Source organism: Kitasatospora sp. NPDC058162, assembly GCF_042884005.1.
GTDB lineage: Bacteria > Actinomycetota > Actinomycetes > Streptomycetales > Streptomycetaceae > Kitasatospora.
In genome coordinates this window covers 125,177-148,646 of sequence record NZ_JBHVUS010000023.1, presented here as the reverse complement: position 1 = coordinate 148,646, position 23,470 = coordinate 125,177, and the positions used below count along the sequence as shown (strand labels likewise).

The following is a 23,470-nucleotide window of genomic DNA, read 5'->3' as shown; positions in this document are numbered from 1 at the left end:
CACATGACGGTGATCTTCGCGGCCGAGACGCCCGCGAAGATCACCCCCAGCAACTCACGCCATGCAGTTGATCAATTACCCAACACTTTCTCAGGCGGCGGACCGTGGCCCGGTACGACCGGGCCGCGGTGGCGGCGCGCCCGAGCGGTCACGTGTCAGCAGTTGACGACGCTGTGGACCGGGGACCAGTTGCCGTTCGGATCCTGGCTGTGGGCGGGGTCGGTCGAGAACACCCGGGCGCCGCTGGGGCCGTACATGCGGGCGACGGTGCCGGTGGACTGATTGTTGTCCCAGGAGCCGGGGCCGGACCAGGTGCTGAAGTAGTAACGGCCGCAGTTGTACATGTCGACCTCGTCACCGGAGTACCAGGTGCCGCGGTAGGCGCACATGTGCTTGTAGTCGGCGCCGCCGCCCGCACACGGGTCGTAGGCGAGGGCCCCGGCACCGGCGAGGTCGCGCGGGTGGTCCTCGCCGGGCACGGTCAAGTAGAGGGTGGCACCGTCGAGTTGGATGCGGTTGGGGGCGACTTGGGTGCCGCCGGTGGTGGAGAGGTACGAGTCCGCCTTCTCCTGGAGGGAGGCGGCCTGGTCGGTGGTCAGTCCGGCCGCTCGGGCCTGGGCGGTGAAGGCGGCGGCGCCGGGGGCCGCGGTGGCCTGGCCGCCGCCGACCAGGGCTGTGAAGAAGGCCAGGAGGGCAGCGCTCAGTAACACCGTGATCCTGGATCGCATCGGGCGACTCCTCGTCAGAGTGGTGTTCGCAGCAGTGGATTGCTGACTGGACGGAGTCTTCCGGCGACGTTCCGTAGCGTCAATGCGGAGAATCAGCCATCATCATGTCCATGTCGATTTCAGGAAGGCGCCCGACGCCCCACCGTCAGCTCGGCCGAGCCTCCTGCCCGAACCGCTGCCGGTACGCCGACGGCGAGATGCCCGTCTCCCGGCGCACCAGTACGCGCAGGTTGGCGGCCGTGCCGAGCCCGCTGCGGCGCGCGACCACCTCCATCCGGGACTCGCCCCGCTCGATCAGCCGGCACGCCAGGGCCACCCGTTCCCCCGTGAGCCACGCCAACGGGGTGGTGCCCAACTGGGCGCGGAAGCGGCGGTGCAGCGTCGCCGGGCTGACCGCCGCGCGCGCCGCCAGCTCGGCCACCGTGAGCGGTGCGTCCAGCCGCTCCTGCGCCCAGGCCAGGACGGGCGCCAGGGACTCGTCCGGCCGGTCGGGCACCGGCCGGTCCACGAACTGCCGCTGGCCGCCGTCCCGGTGGGCCGCGAAGACCAGTCGGCGGCTCACCGCGTTGGCGATCTCCGCGCCGTAGTCGCGGCGGACGATGTGCAGCCCGAGGTCGAGCGCCGCCGCACTGCCCGCGGCGGTCAGGATGTCGCCGTCGTCCACGAACAGCACGTCCGGTTCGAGCCGGACGGCCGGGAAGCGCGCCCGGAAGGAGTCCGCCCACTGCCAGTGCGCGGTGGCCCGGCGCCCGTCCAGGACCCCGGCCTCGGCCATCGTGAAGGCGCCGCTGCAGAACCCGACCAGCCGCGCGCCGCGCTCGTGCGCCCGCCGGACGGCGTCGAGCACGGCCGGGCGGCGGGGCACCTCGACGTCGGGGCGGTTCGGGACGATCAGGGTGTCCGCCGTGTCGGCCGCCTCCAGGCCGGCGACCCCGGTGAGGGTGAAGAACCCGTCCCGCATCAGGGTGCGGGGCTCGGGGGAGCAGAGCCGGAAGTCGTACAGCTCACGGCCGACCTCCGGCCGGCGCAGGCCGAACACCTCGGTGGCGCAGCCGAGTTCGAAGGGGTTCGAGTTCGCGTCGACGATCACGACCACCCGGTGGACGCCGCCCGCCGCCGGGTGCGGTGACTCCGGTGGGCGCGGTGCCTGCCGTACGTGCGGTGCGTGCGAGGATCCTTGCGACATGCGCCATTTCTAGCACTCACACGAGGCGGGCGGCACGCCCCAGGATGGGCGGCATGCACAACGAACCGATCGCCCTGAACCAGGCCCTGGCCACCTTCGACGCCCTGTGGAGCCCCCGCATCGTCACCCGGGTCAACGACTACGACGTCCGCATCGCCAAGGTCCACGGCGAACACCTCTGGCACGCCCACGACGACACCGACGAGTTCTTCCTGGTGCTCGAAGGGGAGTTGACCATCGCCCTGCGCGAGCCCGAGGGCGAGCGCACCGTCGTGCTGCAGCAGGGGGCGGTCTTCACCGTCCCGCGCGGCACCGAGCACAAGCCGTCCGCCCCCGCCGGCGCCGCCATCCTCATGTTCGAGCCGACCGGGACGCCGACGGTGGGCGACCGCCACGAGGCCGTCCCGGACCACGTCGACGCGACGACCGGCCACGCCCTCGGAGCCTGAGGCCCCGATGCCCGGCTGGCGCGACGGCGCACCGGAGGCCGGGGGGCTTCCGGTGCGCCGCCGTGTGCGGGGATGGGCTCAGGGGCGCAGGCCGCGGACGCCGTGCGGGGTGCCGAGGCCGGTCGGGCCGTCGTAGCCGGGGCCGGCCGTGCAGAGGTAGGAGCCGCCGCAGGAGCCGTTGGAGCCGACGGTGATGTCGTTGAAGGCCCGCGGGTGGGCGTACGGGTAGGAGGCGGCGAAGTCGTTGGCGCCCGGGGTGCCCGCCACGGCGTACATGCCGGCGATCAGCGGGGCGGCGACGCTGGTGCCGCCGATGACCTGCCAGCCGGCGCCGTCGGTGGGGTCGGTGAGGTAGACGGCGACGCCGGTGCCGGGGTCGGCGACGGCGGAGATGTCGGCGATGGTGCGGTTGGCGCAGCCGGGGTCGTGCTGCCAGGACGGCTTCGGGTCGAAGAGCGAGCAGCCGGAGCCGGAGCCGACCCACGCGGTCTCGGACCAGCCCGGGCGGTTGAACGGCAGGAAGGGGGGCCGGGTCCGGTGCAGGCTGGTGCCGCCGGCGGCGGTGACGAACTGGGAGGCGGCCGGCCAGATCGGGTTGGGGTAGCCGTTGTCGCCACTGGCGGCGACGAAGGCGATGCCGCGGTGGAGGAAGAACGAGTCGAGGATGGTCTGGTTGGCGAACTCCGGGGCGCCGAAGCTCATCGAGATGAACGTGGCGCCCTGCTGGAAGGCCTGGCCGACCGCGTGGATCTCGTTGGAGAGCAGCTCGTTGTCGGCCTCGACCAGCAGGAGGTGGCAGTCCGGGCAGGTGGCGCTGACGGAGGCGAGGTCGGTGGCGGTCTCGGTCACCCAGCCGGGGTCGGTGGTCGGGGGCGGGGTGGAACCGCCGTTCTGGTTGATCTTGCGGAAGCAGCCGTTGGCGGTGGTGCACGGCGGCAGGTGGAACTGCTCGCGGTAGACCGCGAGGTCGCTCTCGGCGGTGCGGTCGTCGAAGGCCACCACGATGGCGACCGTCCGGTCCCCGCCGCCGTTGCGGGGCAGGTTGTAGGCGGACTGGAGGTCGCGCGGGCCGAGGCCCGGCGGCTCGGCGTCCGGCTGGAGCCGCCGCAGCCGGGGCAGGTCGGTGCGGATCAGCGCGAGGCAGGGCCCGCGCAGCTCCGCCGGCACCTGGACCACCGCACCGGACGGGTCGGTGAGCGGAACGGTCGGGGCGCCCGCCGCGACGGGCGCGGCCGGTTCACAGGCGCGTTGGGCCGTCACCGGCGGGGGGTCGTACTGCCGGGCGAGGCCCCCGGCCGGTCCGGCGGCCTGCGCGGGCGCGGCGATGCCGGCCAGGCCGACCAGCAGGGGGAGGGCGAGCAGGAGACGCGTGAGTGCTGTGGGTCGCATGGCTTCCTCGTTCCGCCGACCCGGGCCCGGGCCCCGTCGGGGGCGTCCTCCGAGCCGGGCCGTGCTGCCGTTCGACGGTCCCGTCCGACGCGCGGCTGCGCAGGGGCGGACCGCTCGATGTGGGCGCCATCGTCGCAGCCGGTCAGCGAGGCACCCCGACAGCCGCCCCCGCGCCGCCGGAGCACCCCGCCGCGATCACCCTGACGGTCCATCACTCAGCTGTCCGGGCCGGTGTGATTCGATAGCGCGGCGTGGGTCCGGCCGGGGTGGCCGAAATGTTTGGCGTGAACCTGACACTGCAGTTCGCGTGATCTTCACCCCTCGCACACCTGCGGCTGGTTGGGTGGTGCTCACGGCCTGCCCGGGTAACGAAGGTCCGGGCAGCATCAAGGAAAGGCACTGCTCATGCGACGCATCGCAATCGCGGTCACCGGACTGCTGGCGGCCGGCGCGGCCACGGCGATCCTCACGGCCGGTACCGCCCAGGCGCTCACCTCGGACGCGACGCAGCTCGGCTCGGTCCACCTGACCAAGACCGACGCCGCCGGCAACACCACCTCGGCGGACCTGTCCTGTTCCGCCGCGCAGGACGGCTCCGGCTTAACGGTCATCACCGGCACGGGCACCGTCACCGACCCGACCGCCGCTTGCAATGAACTGGCCTCCGTCAACGGCGACTTCAGCAAGCTGCTGGTGCACCCGACCTGGCTGCCCACGGCCCAGCACGCGCCGGTCACCGCCGCCGCGCAGGGCAGTTGGGGCGCCACCGCCGTCAACTGGTCGCACACTTACACCAATGGCAGCACGCTGACCAAGTACACCGGGGACGTCTTCGGGTTCTGATCCCGGATGTGACACCTGCTCATTGCCTGCAAGAGCGCCCCTTCCCTCGTTCCGGGGGGAGGGGCGCTCGCGCGTCAGCCGGGGAGGCGGTCGGTGCGGAGTTTCAACCACTCTGCTCCACCCGACGGTTGAGGTGAGAGCGGGCTACCGTCGGAATGCCGCGGGCGTCGGCCCGTTCGGTCGGACGGTGATGCTGTACGCCGCGCCCTCCGGGCGGGATCGGAACTCCAACGGGCCGAGCGGGAGCAGGAGTTCCAGCAGTGCGGTGGTCTCCCGGACGGCGAACTGGGTGCCCAGGCAGGCGCGGGCGCCGAGGCCGAAGGGCAGGTAGGCGCCGAGCTGGGCGGGGCGGGTGGCGCCGGGCGCGAAGCGGGCGGGGTCGAAGCGCTCCGGCTCGGGCCACAGGGCCGGGTCGCGGTGGGTGAGGTACGGGCAGACCAGGACGTCCGTCCCGGCGGCGATGCGGTGGCCGTCGATCACGTCGTCCTCGACGGCGTGCCGGGGGAGCAGCCAGGCGGAGGGGTAGAGCCGGAGGGTCTCGCTGACCAGGGCCTGCGGGTCGGCGTGGCGGGCCTCGGGGTTGCGGTCGAGCAGCAGGAACAGCCAGGTGAGGGTGGTGGCGGTGGTCTCGTGGCCGGCGACCAGCAGGGTGACCAGTTCGTCGCGGATCAACCGGTCGGTGTACTCGGGGTGTTCGGCGGCGGCGTCGAGCAGCACCCGCAGCACGCCCGGTTCGGGGAGGTCGGCGGCGGTGCGGGCCGCGTCGATCGCGGCCTGGGCGACGGCGTCGATCCGGGCGAGGTCCTCGGCGACGGCGTCCCGGGCGTCGGCGGCGTTGCTCGGCAGGGTCGGCATCGCGGCCACCACCCGTTCCACCGACCGCAGTTCGGCGTCCGTCCGGTCGTCCAGCTGCAGGCCGGTGAGCGCCCGCCAGACGGTGTCCAGGGCGAAGCCGCGCATCTCCTCGCCCACGTCGAAGGTCTCCCCGCTGCGCCGGTAGCCCTCCCAGCGCTCGGCGGTGCGGCGCGCCGCGGCGGCGATCCGCTGCTCGTAGCGGCGCATCCCGGTGCCGGTGAACTGGGACTGCAGCAGCCGCCGTTGGCGCTTCCACGGCTCGCCGGTGGCGGACAGCACGCCGTCGCCGACCAGCATCCGGGCCCGGTGCGAGCGCTTGACGTACCGGTCGGGGTGCCGCCCCAGCACGTGCTGCACCGCGCCCGGGTCGGTCACCAGCACGGTCGGCGTCGGCCCGAGCCGGAACGCGGCGATCCCGCCGACGCCGCGCTGCGCCCGGCCGAGCAGCTCGACCAGCTCGGCCTCCTCGGCCCGCCACTGTTCGACGGCCTCGGGGGCCAGTTCCGGCACGGGCACGGTGTCCGTGGTCACCAGGGTTCTCCTCGACTCGGCCGACGAACGGCGCACGACGAACGGCGGGGCGGCAGGGCGGCGGGGCGGCCCACCCGCCCCGGCGCCCGACTCTACGTCAGCCGTGTCGCCGCGCGGTGACACCTGGTCACTCACCGCCCGCCCCGCGGGCCGCCGCACGCGGCTGCGCCGCGGTCCGTCCCCCTCGACGGATCGCGGCGCAGCGTTCAGGGGGTGTCAGTCAGGTCGACCCGGGCGGGTCACACCTGCTCCCAGAGGGCGGGGACGATCGGCGGCTCCCAGCCGACCTGGGCGGTGTGGCCCTGGATGCAGCGGTAGCTGACGCCGTTGTAGGTGACGACGTCGCCCGCCTGGTAGGTGGTGCCGGGGGTCCAGGCGTTGCCGGGGTTGGGGGTTCCGCTGCCCACGACCAGGGTGAAGCTGGTGGTGTGGGTGGCCGAGCCGGTTCCGGTGACGGTGATGCCGTAGGTGCCGGCCGCGGTGTTCGCCGCGGTGGCGACGGTCATCGTGGCGGAGGCGCCGGACTGCACGGAGGAGGGGCTGAAGGAGACGGTGACGCCGGCCGGGGCGCCGGTGGCGGTCAGGTTGACCGTCTGGGCGGAGCCGGAGGTGGTGGCGGTGGCGACGGTGGCCGTGGCGGAGGCGCCGGGCTTGACGGTCGCGGTGGCCGGGTTCACCGAGAGGGAGAAGTCGTTGGCGGGGGTGGTGCCGCCGACGGAGGTCTTCCAGATGGTGTAGGCCACGCCGTTGGCGTTGCGCTTGAGCACGGTGGCGTCGACGTTGGCGGTGGTGTCGCAGGACTGGTGGTAGCAGGAGTCGTAGGACTGCCCGGCCGAGCCGCCCCACTTGGCGGCCTGCGCGGAGGTCTTGACGGCGCTGGCGCCGGCCGCGTAGCCGGAGGTCGGGACGCCGGCCTGCTGGAAGGAGTAGTCGTCGGAGCGGCCCACGCCCTCGACGTTCTCCTCGGGCTGGAGGTTGAGCGAGTCCCAGTAGGCCTTCATCGGCGCGGAGGCCGCGGCGGTGAGGTTGTTGATGAAGTAGCCGGCGTTGGGCGAGCCGACCATGTCGAAGTTGTAGTAGGCCTTGAGCGCGGAGCGCTGGGCGGAGCTCAGCTGGCCGACGTAGTACTGGGAGCCCTGGAGGCCCTGCTCCTCGCCGGTCCACCAGGCGAACCGGACGTGCCGGGTGAGGGTGGGGTTCTGCTGGGCGAGCGCGAGGGCGTTCTCCAGCAGGACGGCGGAGCCGGAGCCGTTGTCGTTGATGCCGGGGCCGGCCGAGACGCTGTCCAGGTGGGCGCCGAGCATGGTGACCTGGTCGGACGGGCCGCCGGGCCAGTCGGCGATCAGGTTGTTGGACTGGTAGGTGCAGGAGGTGCAGGTCTGCTCGCTGACCTGGAAGCCGGCGGCCTGCAGCTTGCCCTTGAGGTAGGCCACGGACTGGCTGTGGCCGGCGCTGCCCGCCCGGCGGTTGCCGCCGTTCTGGTTGGCGATGGTGTTCAGCTGCGCCAGGTCGGCCTGGATCTTGGCCACGTCGATGTCCGGCGCGGGCCCGCCGGGTGTGCCGCCGCCGACGGTCAGGGTGTACTGGGCGGTGTGGGTGGCCGGGCCGGCGGTGCCGGTCACGGTGATCACGTAGGTGCCGGCGGGGGCGCCGGAGGAGGCGGACAGGGTCAGCGTCGAGGACGAGCCCGTCTGCACGGAGGAGGGGCTGAGCGTCGCGGTGACCCCGGTCGGGGCGCCGGTGGCGGTCAGGGCGACGGTCTGGGCGGTGCCGGAGGTGAGGGCGGTGGAGACCGTCGCGGTGGTCGACGAGCCGGGCTGGACCGAGCCGGCGGCCGGGCCGAGGGCGAGCGAGAAGTCGTTGTTGCCGGACGGCGTGCAGCTCGGGTCACCGCTCTGCGCGGGCACGCTGACGGCGTCCCAGGCGGCCTTGGTGCGGTTGTAGAAGGTGCAGCTCGGGTCGAGGTTCTTGGCTGCGGTCAGGGTGGTGGTGCGGTAGCGCTTGTAGGTCATGCCGCTGGTCTTGAGCAGCATGCCGCCGTACCAGACCTGGCCGGCCTGCTTGACGCCGATGCCGGTGACGCTCGAGTTGTTGCAGGTCGGGCTGGTGGGCTTGCCGCCGCCCGGGTTGGAGCCGTTGGACAGCAGGTAGAACCAGTGGTTCAGCGGTCCGGCGGCCGCGTGCACCTCGGTGTTCGGGATCGAGGAGGAGTAGCAGTTCGGGTCGTTGTTGACCAGCGAGGGCTGGTAGAGGTTGCGGATCGGGCCCTGGCCGACCAGGTTGATCATGCGGCCGACCTGGTAGTCCGGGTAGTCGTACGGCGCGGGCTCGTTGTTGTACTCCTTGGTGAGCGCGCCGAAGATGTCGCCGGTGCCCTCGCCGAGGCCGTTCTCGTTGTTGGCGCCGCCGGGGGTGTACTGGTCGATGCCGTGGCCGAACTCGTGGCCGACGACGTCCTGCGCGCCTATCCACTCGCCGGCCTGGTTGTGGCCGATGGAGACGGAGCTGCCGTCCCAGTAGGCGTTGACGTCGTTGAGGCCCATCTTGATCGGCCAGCTGCCGCCGTTGCCGTCGTGCCCGTTGCGGCCGAGCCAGTCGCGGAGCATGTCCCATTCCTTCTGGGCCGCCCACATGGCGTCGCCGCAGCCGGTCTCCCGGCTGGACGGGTCGCCGTTGCCCCAGGAGTCGGAGGACTTGCTGAACACCTGGCCGGTGTCGTTGTCGGAGCAGGACAGCCCGGGCCGGTTGGGGTCGCGCAGGGAGTAGGAGCCGCCGGAGTTGGTGGTGCTGACGGTCAGCGGGCCGGGGCCGTTCCACTTGCTGTTGACGGTGCCGGCCTCGACGTCGTCGTAGCTGTCGACCACCTCGCCGCTGGCGGCGTCGACGAAGACGTGCAGGTGGCTCGGCGCGCTCTCGGTGCGGCCCTTGAGCACGGTCTCCCAGGAGAGCCGGCCGGCGCCGTCCTTGACCCGGACGACCAGGCGGCGGGACTCCACCGTGTCCACGGTGGGCAGCTTGGTGCGCGCGGTCCGCTCCGCGTCCTCCGCGCTGACCTGCGGGGTGGTCGAGCCGCCGACCGGGCCGGTGGCGGCGGACTGGAGGCCGCGGACCTTGCCCTGCCCGTCGGCGAGCACCACGGCGTCGCCGCCGACCACCGGCAGGCCGCGGTAACTGCGTTCGTAGGAGACGGAGTAGAGGCCGTTCAGCCAGGGGGTGACGGTCTTGCGCTCGTAGGTCTCGCCCGGCCCCTTGGCCAGGGCGTCGGCACCGGCCGCGGCGGCCGCGTCGGCGGCGCTGACGGCGGCGGCCAGGGCGCTGGGCGGTGCGGGGGTGGGTGCGGGTGCGGCGGTGGCCGCCCCGGCGGTGGCGCCGACCAGGCCGGCCAGCACGGCCAGGGTGGTCGCGGTGGTGAGCAACCGTCCTGGGGAAACTCTGCGTTGCATCGAGGCTCCTCGCGAGTGGGGGTCCTCGACCGCGGACGGAAAGGCTGGTGGCGCACCGCGGGCCGTGTCTGGGGGGACGGCCGTGCGGGCCGTCCGCGCTCGGGTGCCCGAACACTCACATGGCGTCATGCCCGGGTCAATGGCTGGTGCAGGCTCTGCATAGGGTTGGCAAATTCCGTCAAGGTGCGGGTGCCGTTTCGCGTCAAGCTGGGCTTTCTCGTCAGTGGTTGAGACCACGTCATGTACGGGAGGGGAGTCCGTCGAGTACCGTCCTCCTCGTCGGACCCGTCCCAGGGCCCCGCGCCGGGGCCCGTACCGGGGGAGGCAGCCGTGCACCGGAACCGTTCGGCCCCGGCCGCGCCGCCGGACGGCCAGCAGCCCGGCGCCTGGCGGGAGTTCGGCGCCCGGCTGCGGCACTGGCGGCGCCGGGCCGGGCTCACCCAGGCGCAGCTCGGCGCGGGGATCGGCTACGACCACACCGCGGTCAGCAAGATCGAGCACGGCTCGCGCCGGGTCGCCCCGAGGGTCGCCGAGCGGATCGACGCGCTCCTGGACGCCGGCGGGGAGCTGGTGGCGGCCTGTCTGCGCGCCGAGACCGCCGGACTGCCGCTGCTCGCCCCCTTCGGCCCCGGCCTGCTCCGGCCGCCGCTGCCCGGTGGCGGGGGCTCGGGCGGGGTCGGCGAACCGGCCTTCATCGCCCCGGCCCGGCTGCCGGACTACGGGCTGCTCTGCCCGCTGCACGACGCGGAGGGCTGCCGGGTGCCCGAGCCGGGTGAACTCGCCGCCCTGTACGCCGAGTTCTGCACCGCCGACCCGGCCACGGCGCCGCCGCTGGACGCCGCCACGGCGCACGCCCTGGCCGGACTGCTCGCCGCCCAGCTGCGGGCGGGCGAGACCGCGCCCCTCCCGGGCCTGGTCGCCGCCGTCGAGCGGACCCTGCACGTGGTGCTGGCCCGGCTGGCCGTCGCACCGGCCGCCCAGCGCCGCCCGCTGGCCCGACTGGCCGCCGAACACGCCCACGCCGCCGGGGCGCTGCGGATGCAGGACGGCCGCAACGCCACCGCGATGGCCTGTTTCGACCGGGCGCTCACCTGGGCCGAGCTGGCCGGGGACCGGGCCACCCAGGTGGGCACGCTCAGCGACCTCAGCATCCTGGCCCGCCTCGACGGGGACCCGCTGGCCGCGCTCGGCTACGCCCGGGAGATCGACCGGGTCGCCCCCGGGCGGCCCTGGGCCGGAGCGATGGACCGGATCAGCCGGGCCCGGGCGCGGGCGCTGACCGGGGACGTGCGCGGCACCGTCCGGGACATCGCGCTGGCCCGGGCGCACCTGGAGCACATCGACGCCCGGGACGAGGCGGACGTGCCGTGGCTGTCGATCGCCTCGATGCGGCTGCGGGTGGAGTCCGCCGCGGCCGCCGCGCTGCGCGACCTCGCCGCCGCGGTGGACGACCCCCGGCTGGCCCGGCGGGCGCTGGCCGCCACCGAGACCGCGCTCGGCCTGCTCGGGCCGACCCAACTGCCCGCCAGTCGGCTGCTGTTCACCGTCCGGGCGGCCGACTGCCACGCCTGCGCGCACGATCCGCGGGCGGCCGTCGAACTGCTGGGGCCCGCGCTGGAGGCGGTGCCGGTGACCGCGCTGCCCGCGCTGGTCGGGCACGAGCTGCGCGGCCTGCGCGAGCGGCTCGCGCGGTACGGGCCGCGGGCCGCCGGGCGGCTGGTGGAGCCGGCCCCGTCCTGAGGCCGCGGCGGCCGCGGCTGGGCTGTACGGGCGCGGGTGAGGGCGTGGGCCGCGCCGGGGGGCGCGTACGGCGGGCCGTCTGGGCATCGTGCGCACCGCACTCCGCCACCGCCCGTCCCGCCGTGGAAATGCGCCCCGTTCACGCCGCTCATTTGTCAACTTCGTGCGCGGATCTTCCGCCGATCGGGTTATTCATGGCGTTAACACGTCGAATGACTGACCCCGCCTTCGCCTCCCGCTAGAGTCTCTGACGTTTCCGTTCGTTAGTCCGCGAAGAACAAGGGGGAGCGTGCTGTCAGCCATCGCACGCCGGCTCGCCCATCCGCTGCTGCTCCTGGGGGTGCTGTGCACGGCCATCGCGACACTGCGCTTCCACTGGGCGCCCGACAAGGTCTCCCCGCTCGTGCTGATCGCCGTCATCTGCTACCTGGCGGTGCTGGAGCGGGTGATCCCGTACCGGACCGACTGGCACCCGAGCGGCCGTGAACTGCGCTGGTACGGCGTGTACTTCGTGCTGAGCATGATCGGTGGCGGACTGGCCCAGGGGCTGGTGACCGCCCTGGTGGAGACGCTCGGGTCGGCCCGCCCGGCGCTGCCCTTCGCGCTGGAGATCCCGCTCGCCCTGCTGATCGGCTCGCTCGGGGACTACCTGGTGCACCGCTTCTCGCACCGCAACCGGTGGCTGTGGCGACTGCACGGCGTGCACCACGTTCCGGACAAGGTGAACGTCGCCAACAACGGCGTCAACCATTTCCTCGACGTGCTCTTCGCCCAGTCCGTGGTCCAACTCCTGCTGGCGATGATCGGATTCTCGGCGGATTCGGTGTTCGTGGTCGGAATATTCGTGATGGCGCAGGGGTATTTCGTCCACGCCAACATCGAGGTCCGGATCGGCTGGCTCGGCCACGTCCTGGCCGGCCCGGAACTCCACCGCCTCCACCACAGCACCGACCTCGCCGAAGCCGGCCACTACGCCTCCGACCTGTCGCTGTGGGACCACGTGTTCGGGAGCTTCACCTGGCGGCCCGGGCGGATCCCGGAAGCCGTCGGCCTCACCGACCCGGCCGCGTTCCCGACCACCGGAGAGCTCGGCGCCACCCTGCTGCACCCCTGGCGCCGGATGAAGACCACCGAGCAGTCCGTCTGACACCCCGGCCCGCCGGCCGCCCGACGAGCCCCCGTCAGGCCGGCCCGACGAGTCCCCGCCCGTGCCCCGCCCGTGCCCGCGCCGTCCCCGCCACCACCCCCGGATTGGACCATGACCACCTCGCCCTTCGCCGTGCCCTGCGAACGGATCGCGATCACCGGCATCGGCTGCCGCCTGCCGGGACACGCCAACGACCACCGGACCTACTGGCGCAACCTGATCGAGGGCCGGGACTGTCTCACCGACACCCCCGCCGACCGGTACGACACCGGCACCCTGGGCAGCCGGGACCGGGCCAAGCCGGGGCGGCTGATCGGCGGCCGGGGCGGCTACATCGACGGCTTCGACACCTTCGACCCGGCCTTCTTCGGGATCAGCCCCCGCGAGGCCGCCCACATGGACCCGCAGCAGCGCAAGCTCCTGGAGGTGAGCTGGGAGGCGCTGGAGGACGGCGGGCTGCGCCCCGGCGCGCTGGCCGGGCGGGACGTCGGCGTCTACATGGGCGCCTTCACCCTGGACTGGAAGATCCTCCAGTTCGCCGACCTGGACTTCGCCACCATCGCCGCGCACACCGCCACCGGCACCATGATGACGATGGTGTCGAACCGGATCTCGCACTGCTTCGACTTCCGCGGCCCCAGCGTCTCGATCGACACCGCCTGCAGCTCCTCCCTGGTCGCGGTCCACCTCGCCTGCCAGAGCCTGCTCCGCGGTGAGACCGAACTCGCCCTGGCCGGCGGTGCGTTGCTGCACATGGCGCCGCAGTACACGATCGCCGAGACCAAGGGCGGCTTCCTCTCCGCCGACGGCCGCTCGCGCGCCTTCGACGCCTCCGCCGACGGCTACGTGCGGGCCGAGGGGGTCGGCGTGGTGGTGCTCAAGCGGCTCTCCGACGCGCTGCGCGACGGGGACCAGGTGCACGCCGTGATCCTCGGCAGCGGCGTCAACCAGGACGGCCGCACCAACGGCATCACCGTCCCCAGCGCGGACGCCCAGGCCGCGCTGATCGAGCGGGTCTGCGCCGAGGCCGGGGTGGCGCCCGGCAGCCTCCAGTACGTCGAGGCGCACGGCACCTCCACCCCGGTCGGCGACCCGATCGAGGCGGCCGCGCTCGGCCGGGTGCTCGGCATCGGCCGCCGCGCGGGGGAGCGCTGCTACGTCGGCTCGGTGAAGACCAACATCGGGCACACCGAGGCCGCCGCCGGGGTCGCCGGGCTGATCAAGACGGCGCTCGCCCTGCGGCACCGGCGGATCCCGCCGCACCTCAACCTGGAGCGGCCCAACCCCGCCATCGACCTGGCCGCGCTGCCCTTCGACATCCCGACCGCCCCCGTCGACTGGCCCGAGCACCGGGGGCCGGCCCGCGCGGGCGTCAACTCCTTCGGCTTCGGCGGCACCAACGCCCACGTCCTGCTGGAGGAAGCGCCGCCGCCCGCGCCCGTCGCCGCGACGCCACGACCGGCCGTCACAGTGCTGCCGCTGAGCACCCGGGACGTCGCCGGACTGCCCGAACTCGCCGCCGCCGTACGGCAGGAGCTCGCCGCCGGGGTGTGCCCCGCGGACCTCGGCCACACCCTGGCGCACCGCCGCGAGCACCTGCCCGAGCGGCTCGCCGTGGTCCACACCGGGCCCGCCGACCTGGCGGCGGCGCTGGCCGCCTACGAGCGCGGCGAAGCCCACCCTGGGGTCGTCCAGGGCCGCGCCCGGGAGCGTCAACAGCGGCGCCTGGCCTGGGTGTTCACCGGCATGGGTCCGCAGTGGTGGGGGATGGGCCGGGGCCTGTACGAGGCCGAGCCGGTCTACCGGGAGGCCGTCCGGGCCGTGGACGCGGAGATCCGCGCCCAGGCCGGCTGGTCCCTGCTGGCGGAGCTCGACCGCGACGAGGCCGACTCCCGGATGGCTGCGACGTGGCTCGCCCAGCCCGCCAACTTCGCCGTCCAGCTGGGACTTTCGGCGCTCTGGCGCAGTCACGGCGTGCGCCCCGACGGGGTGGTGGGCCACAGCACCGGCGAGGTCGCCGCCTTCCACGAGGCCGGGGTCTACGACCTGGCCGACGCCGTCCGGGTGGTGCTCGCCCGCAGCTCGCTCCAGCAGCGGCTGGCCGGGACGGGCTCGATGCTCGCCGTCGGCCTGCCCGAGGCCGAGGCGGAGCGGCGGATCCGCCCGTACCGCGACCGGGTCTCGCTCGGCGCCGTCAACAGCCCCTCCGCCGTGACCCTCGCCGGGGACACCGAGGCGCTGAGCGAACTGGCCGCCGAGCTCGAACGGCAGGGCGTCTTCGCCCGCCTCCTGGACGTCGAAGTCCCGTACCACAGCGTGCGGATGGACCCGATCCGGGAGGAGCTGACCGCCGCCCTGGCCGGGATCAAGCCGCAGCGGGCCCGGCTGCCGCTCCACCTGACCGCCCGCGAGGGGCTGGCCCGGGGGCCCGAACTGGACGCCGGGTACTGGTGGGAGAACGTCCGCCACCCGGTGCGCTTCCGGGCCGCCGTCGAGCGGATGGCCGAGGACGGGCACCGGCTGTTCCTGGAGCTCGGCCCGCACCCGGTGCTCGGACACGCGATCCGCGAGTGCGCCGAGCAGGCCCACACCCTGCCGTCGATCCGCCGGCAGCAGGACGAACCCGAGCGCATCGCCCGGACACTCGCCGAACTCCACACCCTCGGCGTCGAGTTGGACTGGCACACGCTGCAGCCGGCCGGGCGCCCCGTGCCGCTGCCGGGCTACCCGTGGCGGCGCGAACGGCACTGGGTCGAGCCGAAGCCGGTCGAGCAGGTCCGGCTCGGGCAGGTCGACCACCCGCTGCTCGGCCGCCGCACCGCCGCCGCCCAGCCCACCTGGACCACCGCCCTCGACCCCGAGCGGCTGCCCTACCTGGACGACCACCGGATCGAGGGCCGGGTGGTCTTCCCGGCCGCCGGGTACCTGGAGATGGCCGCCCAGGCCGTCCGCGCGCTGACCGGCGGAACGCATGTGGTGCTGGCCGAGGTCGAGCTGCAGCGGGCGCTGTTCCTCTCCGACACCGAACCGGTGCCCGTCCAACTCGGCTACGCCCCCGAGGACGCCCGCTTCACCATCGCCGCCACCCCGGCCGGCGGCGAACCCGCCGTGCACGCGAGCGGCCGGGTCCGCACCGGCCAGCGCCGCTCGTACGGGCCCGCCGCCGACCTCGACGCGCTGCGCGGCCGCGGACAGCGCCTCGACGGCCCCGACTGCTACCGGCGCCTGGCCGAGCGCGGCTACGACTACGGGCCCGCCTTCCGGGCCGTCGCCGAGGTCTGGGCCGGGCCGGGCGAGGCGCTCGCCCGGATCCGCCCCACCGAGGGGCTCGGCCCCGGCGCCGCCGACCACCACCTGCACCCGGTGCTGCTCGACGCCTGCTTCCAGACCCTGCTCACCACCCGGCTGCACGCCCCCGAGGGCGGCAGCGTCCGGCTGCCGGTCGGGATCGAGGAGGTCCGGCTCGACGCGATCGGCGACCGGCCGCTCTGGGTGCACGCCACCGTCACCCGGGACACCGGCGAGGAACTCGTCGGCGACCTCGCCCTGTACGCCGAGGACGGCACCCCGCTCGGCCGGATCACCGGCTTCAGGGCCGCCGACGTCGCCCGGGCCGCCGCCTCGGTCGGCCTGGCCACCATCGACGGCTGGCTCACCGAACTCGCCTGGCAGGACGCCCCGGCGGCGCCGATCGGCCGGTCGGTCGGCGACCTGCTGCTGTTCGCCGACGGCGGGGGACTGGCGGAGCGACTGGCCGCCCTGGCCGCCGAGCGCGGCGCCCGCAGCCACCTGGTCCGGCCCGGGAGCTCGTACGCGACCGGGGACGGGGAGACCACCGTACGGCCCGACTCCGCCGAGGACCTCCAGCGGCTCCTCGCCGAGCTGGACCCGGCGCACCGGACCGTCGTCCACCTCTGGAACCTCGACCTGCCCGAGCTGTGCGACCTCGGCCCCGACGACCCCGGGCAGCTCGACCGGCTCGCCACCCACGGCGCCTACTCGCTGATCACCCTCGCCCGGGCGCTGCCCGCCGGCCGCCCCGACGGCCGGCTGCACATCGTCACCCGCGGCACCCAGGCCACCGGCCCCCAGGACCGGGTCGAACCGCTCGGCGCCCCCGCCTGGGGCATCGGACGGGTGCTCTGGCAGCAGGAACTCGTCGCCCAGCGCGGCAGCCTGATCGACCTGGACCCGGCCCTCCCGGCCGCCGACCAGGCCGAGGCGCTGCTCGCCGAACTCGCCACCGGACTCCCCGCCGGACCTGCTGCCGGACCCGCCGCCGGACCGGCCTCCGGAATCGCCGACCTCCCGGCCGACGCCGAGCAGGAGCTCGCCCTGCGGGCCGGCCGCCGGCTCACCAGTCGGCTGCGCCCCGCCGAGGGCCTCACCCGGCCGCTGCCGCCGGTGCTGCGCCCCGACGGCTGCTACCTGGTCACCGGCGCGTTCGGCGCACTCGGCCGGCTGCTCTGCCGCACCCTGGTGCGGCGCGGCGCCCGGCGGCTGGTCCTGGTCGGCCGCACCGCCGTGCGGCCGCGCGCCGACTGGCACGCCGTCGACCCCGCGACGCCCGCCGGGGAGCGGATCGCCTTCCTGCGCGAACTGGAGGCGCTCGGCGCCGAACCCCTGCTCGCCGCGGTGGACGTCACCGACGGCACCGCCCTCGCGGCCTGGCTCGCCGACCACCGGCAGCGGCAACTCCCGCCCGTGCGCGGCGTGTTCCACCTCGCCGGGCAGGTCAGGGACACCCTGCTGGCGCAGATGGACCGCCCCGCCTTCGACGCCGGGTACGCCCCCAAGGTGGCCGGCGCCCTCCAGCTGCACCGGCTGCTCGCCGACGAACCGCTCGACCACTTCGTGCTGTTCGCCTCCGTCGCCTCGCTGCTCACCACCGCCGGGCAGACCAACTACGCCGCCGGCAACGCCTTCCTGGACGCCCTCGCCCACCACCGCCGGGCCGATGGCCGGCCCGCGCTCAGCCTGGACTGGGGCCCCTGGGCCACCGGCATGATCGAGGAACTCGGCCTGGTCGCCCACTACCGCGACGCCCGCGGCATGAGCTCGCTGCCCCCGGAGGCCGGCACCGCCGTCCTGGAACGCGTCCTCGGGCAGGACCGCGCCCAGCTGCTGGTCGCCACCGTCGTCGACTGGCCGACCTTCCTCGCCTGGTACCCCGTCCCGCCGCCGCTGGTCGCCGACCTGGCGGCGAGCGCCGCCGAACAGGCCCCGGCCGAGACCGGCGGCTTCCTCGACGGCTACCGCGCGGCCGACCCGCAGGCCCGCGGGCAGCTGGTCACCGAACGGTTCACCGCGGCCGCCGCCGCCGTGCTGCGCACCGCCGCCGAGCGGATCACCCCCGACACCAGGCTCGGCGCCCACGGCCTGGACTCGCTGCTCGCGATGGAGCTGCGCGCCCGGATGCACGCCGAACTCGGCGTCGCCCTCCCGGTGGTGGCGCTGCTCAGCAACGGCAGCGTCGCCGACCTGGTCGAGCTGCTCACCGCCGGCCTGGCCGAACAACTCGCCACCGAGGGCGGCCCGGCGCGGGCCGAGGTCGAACTGCACACCGACGAGGCCCGCTACCCGCTCACCCACAACCAGCAGGCGCTGTGGTTCCTGCGCCAGCTGCACCCGGACGGCTTCGCGTACAACATCGGCGGCGCGGTCGAGGTGCGTGCCGAGCTCGACCCGGAGCTGGTCTTCACCGCCTTCGCCTTCCTGGTCGCCCGGCACCCCGGACTGCGGGCCGCCTTCACCGCCGAGGCGGGCCGCCCCGTCCAGCGGATCCGCTCCGAGGCGGTCGCCGACACCGGGCTGTTCGACGTCGAGGGCCGCCCCTGGGAGGAGATCCACGCGCTGATCGTCCGCGAGTACCGGCGGCCGTACGACCTGGCCGAGGACCCGCTGGTGCGGCTGCGGCTGTTCCGGCGCGGGCCGGACCGCTGGGTGCTGATGAAGGCCGTCCACCACATCGTCTCGGACGCGATCTCCACCTTCACCTTCATCGAGGAGCTGTTCGAGGTCTACCAGGCGCTGCGCCTGGGCCGCACCCCCGAACTGCCCCCGGTGGCCGCCCGCTACCTGGACTTCCTCAACCACCAGAACCGCTTCCTGGCCGGGCCGCAGGCGCAGCGGATGCTCGACTACTGGCGCGGCCACCTGCCCGCCGGGGTGCCGGTGCTGGCCCTGCCCACCGACAAGCCGCGCCCGGCGGTGCAGACCCACAACGGGGCCTCCGAGTTCTTCCGGATCGACGAGGAACTGACCGCCCGGGTACACGAGTTGGCCCGGGCGCACGGCGCCACCCCGTTCATGGTGCTGCTCGGCGCCTACTACCTGCTGCTGCACCGGTGGTCCGGCCAGTCGGAGATCGTGGTCGGCAGCCCCGTCACCGGCCGCACCCAGGAGGAGTTCGCCTCCGTCTACGGCTACTTCGTCAACCCGCTGCCGCTGCACGTGAGCCTGGCCGGGGAGCCGACCGTCACCGAACTGCTGGCCCGGGTGCGGGAGAGCGTGCTCGGCGGGCTGGACAACCAGGAGTACCCGTTCCCGCTGCTGGTCGAGCAGCTGGGCCTCCAGCACGACCCGAGCCGCTCCGCGGTGTTCCAGGCGATGTTCATCCTGCTCACCCACAAGGTCGCCGTGGAGCGTTTCGGCTACCGCCTGGAGTACATCGAACTCCCCGAGGAGGAAGGGCAGTTCGACCTCACCCTGTCCGCCTACGAGGACCGCGCGGACAACTCCTTCCACTGCGTCCTCAAGTACAACTCCGACCTCTTCGAGCCCGCCACCGTACGGCGCCTCGCCACCCACTACCGCAACCTGCTGGACGCCATGACCCGGGCCGCCGAGGGCGAGCCGGTCGGCCGGCTGCGGATGCTGGACCAGGCCGAACGCCGGCTCGTCCTGGAGGAGTTCAGCGGCGCCGGGCGGCGGATCGACCACGACGTGCCGCTGCCCGAGCTGATCGCCAAGGCCGCCGCCGAGCACCCGGAGGCGGTCGCGGTGGTCGCCCCGGGCCGGGACGCCGTCCGGCGGCTGAGCTACGGCGAACTGGATCGGCGCTCCCAGCGCGCTGCCGCCCGGCTGCGCGAACTCGGGGTCGCCGAGGGCTCGGTGGTCGCGGTCTGCCTGGACAAGTCGCCCGAGCTGATCACCACCCTGCTGGCGGTCTGGCGGGCCGGCGCCGCCTACCTGCCGCTCGACCCCGGGCACCCGGCCGACCGGCTGGCCCACCAGCTGGCCGACGCCGGTGCGGCGCTGGTCGTGGTGGACGAGCGGTACCAGGCCGCGGCCGAACTGCCCGCCCGGCCGGTCACCCTGGCCGAACTGGACCGCTCCGCCGAGACCTCCGCACCCCTGCCCGCAGCCGACCCCGACCGGCCCGCCTACCTGATCCACACCTCCGGCTCCACCGGCCGGCCCAAGGGGGTCCTGGTCCACCACCGGAACCTGGCCGCCGCGACGGCCGGCTGGCGGGCCGAGTACCGTCTGGACACCGAGGCCCGGGTGCACCTGCAGATGGCCGGCACCGCCTTCGACGTCTTCTCCGGCGACCTCGCCCGGGCCCTCGGCACCGGCGGCACCCTCGTCCTGGTCGACCGCGAACTGCTCTTCGACACCGCCCGGCTGTACCGGGTGATGCGCGAAGAAGCGGTGGACTGCGGCGAGTTCGTGCCCGCCGTGGCCCGCGCCCTGCTGGCGCACTGCGAACGCGACGGCCTGCGGCTGGACTTCCTGCGGCTGCTGGTGGTCGGCTCCGACTCCTGGAAGGCCGCCGAACACCGCCGGCTGCGCGCCCTGTGCGGCCCGGACACCCGGCTGGTCAACTCCTACGGCCTCACCGAGGCCACCGTGGACAGCAGCTACTACGAGGGCGACGCCGACGGCCTGGAGGCCGGCCGGATGGTCCCGATCGGGCGGCCCTTCCCGAACAGCGCGCTGTACGTCCTCGACCGCTACGGCGAGCCCGTCCCCGCCGGGGTGCCCGGCGAACTGTGGATCGGCGGCGCGGGCGTCGCGGCCGGCTACCCGAACGACCCGGCCCAGACCGAACAGCGCTTCCGGGTCGTGGACCTGGACGGCGGGCCACGGCGGCTCTACCGCACCGGCGACCTCGGCCGCTGGGACACGGCCGGCACCGCGCACCTGCTCGGCCGGATCGACAACCAGGTCAAGGTGCGCGGCCACCGGATCGAACCGGGCGAGATCGAGGCCCACCTCACCGCCCGGCCCGAGGTCGCCGAGGCCTGCGTGACGATCCGCCAGGACAGCGCGGGCGAAGCGGCGCTGGCCGCCTACCTGGTGCCCGCCGAGGGCGTCGCACTGGACCGCCGCGAACTGCGCCGCCACCTCGCCGAACACCTGCCCACCGTGATGATCCCCTCCTACCTCACCGAACTGCCCGCCCTGCCGCTCACCCCGAACGGCAAGGTCGACCTCGCCGCCCTGCCCGAGCCCGCCGCCGACACCGGCGGCGCGCCCCACGAACCGCCCGCCACCCTCTACGAACAGCGGGTCGCCGCCCACTGGCAGAACCTGCTCGGCGTGGCCGAAGTCGGCCTCCAGCACGACTTCTTCGAGCTCGGCGGCAGCTCCATCCGGCTGATCGAACTGATCCACCACCTGCAGACCGAGTTCAACATCGGCATCCCGGTCGGCCTGCTGTTCAAGGTCACCACCCTGCACGGCATGGCCCGCACCGTCGAGCAGATCATCACCGGCGAGGTGGCAGGCGGCCAACCCCACCTGTGGTTCAACGCCGAGGCGCCCGAAGGCCGTACGGTCTTCTGCTTCCCGCCCGCCGGCGGCCACGGCCTGGTCTACCGGCAGCTCGCCGCCGCCCTGCCCGGGCACCGGATCGCCGCCTTCAACTACCTGACCGGCGACGACAAGACCGAGCGCTACGCCGACCTGGTCGAGGAACTGCACCCGGCCGGGCCGTACCGGCTGCTCGGCTACTCGCTCGGCGGCAACCTCGCCTTCGAGGTGGCCAAGGAGCTGGAACGGCGCGGCCGCACCGTCGACTCGGTGCTGCTGGTGGACGCCTACCGGGTGCTGGACGCCTTCGACCTGGGCGAGGAGCACGTGGCCGTCTTCGAACGGGAGCTCCGGGACCACCTGCACCGCCACACCGGCTCGCGGATCGTCGCCCAGGAGACCCTGCAACAGGCCAGGGACTACCTGGAGTTCTGCAGCAGAACGCCCAACACCGGCACCGTCCGGGCCCGGCTGGACGTGGTCTGCGAGCGCGACCGCCTCGCCGTCCACCTCGGCGGCGAGCCGGGCTCCTGGCACGGCGCCTCCGGCACCGGCACCGCCGTGCACGCCGGCCACGGCAGCCACGCCGAGATGCTGGACGGCGAGTTCGCCGCGCGCAACGCCGAACTGGCCGCGGCCGTCCTGGCCGGAGGCTCCCCGGCTGGCGACGCGTTGGCGGAAGACGCTTTGGCCGGAGGCACTGCCGATGACCGCCGCTGACCGCGGGCCGGACTGGCCCCGCCGGGGGCGGGCCGACGCCGGCCCGCCCCGGGTGATCGTGATCGGGGCCGGCCTGGCCGGCCTGGCCACCGGCTGCTACGCCCAGATGAGCGGGCTGGAGACCCGGATCTTCGAGAAGCACGTGCTGCCCGGCGGCTGCTGCACCGCGTGGTCCCGGCAGGGCTACCTGTTCGACTACTGCATCGACTGGCTGATCGGCACCGCCGAGGGCACCGGCGCCCACCAGGTCTGGCGCGAACTCGGCGCCCTGGACGGCAAGTCGGTGACCCACTTCGACACCTTCAACCGGGTCGTGGACGAGCACGGCCGGGCCGTCACCTTCCACACCGACCCGGACCGGCTGGAGGCCCACCTGCTGGCCCTCGCTCCCGGCGACGCCGCGCCGATCCGCGCCTTCTGCCGCGACCTGCGCCGCTTCGCCGCCCTCGACCTGCCCTGGGAACTCACCCCGCCCCCGCTGCGGACCACCGCCGAGCGACTGCGCACCCTGCGCGCCGTACTGCCCGCCTTCCGGCTGTTCTGGCGCACCGCGGCCACCCCGATGAGCCGCTTCGCCGAGCGCTTCCAGGACCCGCTGCTGCGCCGGGCCTTCCCCACCATGTTCCTCCAGGAGCCGACCGGCTTCCCGCTGCTTCCCTACCTGTACACCCTGGCGGCCGCCCACACCGGCAACGCGGGCTTCCCGCAGGGCGGTTCACTGGGGCTGGCCCGCTCGGTCGAGGAGCGCTACACCGGGCTCGGCGGCACGATCGGCTACCGCTGCCGGGTCGACCGGGTCCTGATCGAGGACGACCGCGCCGTCGGCGTCGAACTGCGCGACGGCACCCGGTACTTCTCCGACCACGTGGTGGCCGCCTGCGACGGCCCGACGGTACTGGACCGGCTGCTGCGCGGACGCTACTCCAGCCCCGCCACCGACCGGCTGTACGGCGAACTGCTGGAGAAGCCCGGCAACCTCTACCCGGCGGTGGTCTCCGCCTTCGTCGGCGTCGACGGGCCGCTGCCGGCGGGCGAACCGCACAGCACCACCTACCTGTTGACGCCCCGGGACGCCGCCCGGCTGCCCGGCTCGCTCCAGCACAGCCTGGTGGTGCAGCTGCGCTCGAACTACGCCGAGGGCTTCGCGCCGCCCGGCAAGTCGGTGCTGCACTGCACCTACTTCAGCGACTACCGCTCCTGGAAGGAGCTGCGGATCCGCGATCGCCGGGCCTACCGGGCGCGCAAGCAGGAAGTCGCCGCGTTCGTCCGGGAGTTCCTGGAGCGCACCCACCCCGGGCTCGGCGCCCGGATCGAACTGGTCGACGTCGCCTCACCGGTGACCACCGAGCGGTTCACCGGCAACACCTACGGCTCCATCCTCGCCTGGCAGGCCTTCTCCGAGGCCGAGGACACCGCCAACCGGCTGGTCAACCGGGACCGGATGCGGCTGCCCGGCCTCAGCGGCTTCTCGATGGCCGGGCAGTGGGCCTCGCTCGGCGGCCTGATCCGGGCCGCCACCAGCGGCCGGTACGCCGCCCAGTACCTCTGCCGGGAACTCGGCCGGCCCTTCCGGGCCTGGCCCAGCGACGGGCGGGGACCCTGGCACCCGGGCAAGTGGGGCCGACTGCCGCAACTCGACCGGGCCACCGTCGGAGCAACGGACCCGGGAGCGGCCGGATGAG

The 23,470-nt window shown here is 74.2% G+C and carries 11 protein-coding genes; 6 read left to right on the top strand and 5 right to left on the bottom strand.

Annotation, left to right across the window (positions count from 1 at the left end):
* Nucleotides 1-155: 155 nt before the first annotated feature.
* The gene (locus ACFVXG_RS31610; protein WP_387932345.1) at nt 156-728 is read right to left on the bottom strand and encodes a hypothetical protein; all 573 of its coding nucleotides are present in this window, start codon (nt 726-728) and stop codon (nt 156-158) included.
* Between the two features lie 145 nt (nt 729-873).
* Nucleotides 874-1,914, bottom strand: coding sequence for a GlxA family transcriptional regulator (locus ACFVXG_RS31605; RefSeq protein WP_387932344.1), 1,041 nt, complete (start codon nt 1,912-1,914; stop codon nt 874-876).
* 53 nt (nt 1,915-1,967) lie between these two features.
* On the opposite strand from ACFVXG_RS31605, the gene ACFVXG_RS31600 reads away from it, so the two are divergent.
* On the top strand, nt 1,968-2,363 hold the full coding sequence (locus tag ACFVXG_RS31600; RefSeq protein WP_387932342.1) for a cupin domain-containing protein: 396 nt from the start codon (nt 1,968-1,970) through the stop codon (nt 2,361-2,363).
* Between the two features lie 78 nt (nt 2,364-2,441).
* Here the strand turns inward: ACFVXG_RS31600 and ACFVXG_RS31595 are convergent, their stop codons facing one another.
* Nucleotides 2,442-3,752 carry a S8 family serine peptidase gene (locus tag ACFVXG_RS31595; RefSeq protein ID WP_387932340.1) on the bottom strand — a complete coding sequence of 437 codons (1,311 nt, stop codon included), beginning with the start codon at nt 3,750-3,752 and terminating at the stop codon, nt 2,442-2,444.
* Nucleotides 3,753-4,157: 405 nt separating this feature from the next.
* Between ACFVXG_RS31595 and ACFVXG_RS31590 the strand changes: the two genes are divergently transcribed.
* Entirely contained in the window at nt 4,158-4,595 is a 438-nt protein-coding gene (locus ACFVXG_RS31590) for an SSI family serine proteinase inhibitor (RefSeq protein WP_387932338.1), read from the top strand.
* Between the two features lie 144 nt (nt 4,596-4,739).
* Here ACFVXG_RS31590 and ACFVXG_RS31585 read toward each other — a convergent pair whose 3' ends face one another.
* Nucleotides 4,740-5,984, bottom strand: coding sequence for a cytochrome P450 (locus ACFVXG_RS31585; RefSeq protein ID WP_387932355.1), 1,245 nt, complete (start codon nt 5,982-5,984; stop codon nt 4,740-4,742).
* Between the two features lie 236 nt (nt 5,985-6,220).
* Complete coding sequence (locus tag ACFVXG_RS31580; RefSeq protein WP_387932336.1) at nt 6,221-9,424, bottom strand: M28 family peptidase; 3,204 nt, start codon at nt 9,422-9,424, stop codon at nt 6,221-6,223.
* A 330-nt stretch (nt 9,425-9,754) separates the two neighbouring features.
* Between ACFVXG_RS31580 and ACFVXG_RS31575 the strand changes: the two genes are divergently transcribed.
* The 4 genes from ACFVXG_RS31575 (at nt 9,755) to ACFVXG_RS31560 (ending at nt 23,469) form a co-directional block, all read left to right on the top strand.
* Nucleotides 9,755-11,164, top strand: coding sequence for a helix-turn-helix domain-containing protein (locus ACFVXG_RS31575; RefSeq protein WP_387932334.1), 1,410 nt, complete (start codon nt 9,755-9,757; stop codon nt 11,162-11,164).
* 289 nt (nt 11,165-11,453) lie between these two features.
* Nucleotides 11,454-12,311 (top strand): sterol desaturase family protein, encoded by an 858-nt coding sequence (locus ACFVXG_RS31570; protein WP_387932332.1) that lies wholly within the window; start codon nt 11,454-11,456, stop codon nt 12,309-12,311.
* Nucleotides 12,312-12,422: 111 nt separating this feature from the next.
* On the top strand, nt 12,423-21,788 hold the full coding sequence (locus ACFVXG_RS31565) for an amino acid adenylation domain-containing protein (protein WP_387932331.1): 9,366 nt from the start codon (nt 12,423-12,425) through the stop codon (nt 21,786-21,788).
* Nucleotides 21,775-23,469 (top strand): phytoene desaturase family protein, encoded by a 1,695-nt coding sequence (locus ACFVXG_RS31560; RefSeq protein ID WP_387932329.1) that lies wholly within the window; start codon nt 21,775-21,777, stop codon nt 23,467-23,469. Before ACFVXG_RS31565 ends, ACFVXG_RS31560 begins: the two co-directional genes overlap by 14 nt.
* Nucleotide 23,470 lies beyond the last annotated feature (1 nt).

What these genes read in the sequence shown, in the direction of transcription:
- ACFVXG_RS31605 (WP_387932344.1), bottom strand. Translation starts at nt 1,914, where the DNA reads ATGTCGCAAGGATCCTCGCACGCACCGCACGTACGGCAGGCACCGCGC.
- ACFVXG_RS31580 (WP_387932336.1), bottom strand. Translation starts at nt 9,424, where the DNA reads ATGCAACGCAGAGTTTCCCCAGGACGGTTGCTCACCACCGCGACCACC.
- ACFVXG_RS31595 (WP_387932340.1), bottom strand. Translation starts at nt 3,752, where the DNA reads ATGCGACCCACAGCACTCACGCGTCTCCTGCTCGCCCTCCCCCTGCTG.
- ACFVXG_RS31565 (WP_387932331.1), top strand. Translation starts at nt 12,423, where the DNA reads ATGACCACCTCGCCCTTCGCCGTGCCCTGCGAACGGATCGCGATCACC.
- ACFVXG_RS31600 (WP_387932342.1), top strand. Translation starts at nt 1,968, where the DNA reads ATGCACAACGAACCGATCGCCCTGAACCAGGCCCTGGCCACCTTCGAC.
- ACFVXG_RS31560 (WP_387932329.1), top strand. Translation starts at nt 21,775, where the DNA reads ATGACCGCCGCTGACCGCGGGCCGGACTGGCCCCGCCGGGGGCGGGCC.
- ACFVXG_RS31610 (WP_387932345.1), bottom strand. Translation starts at nt 728, where the DNA reads ATGCGATCCAGGATCACGGTGTTACTGAGCGCTGCCCTCCTGGCCTTC.
- ACFVXG_RS31590 (WP_387932338.1), top strand. Translation starts at nt 4,158, where the DNA reads ATGCGACGCATCGCAATCGCGGTCACCGGACTGCTGGCGGCCGGCGCG.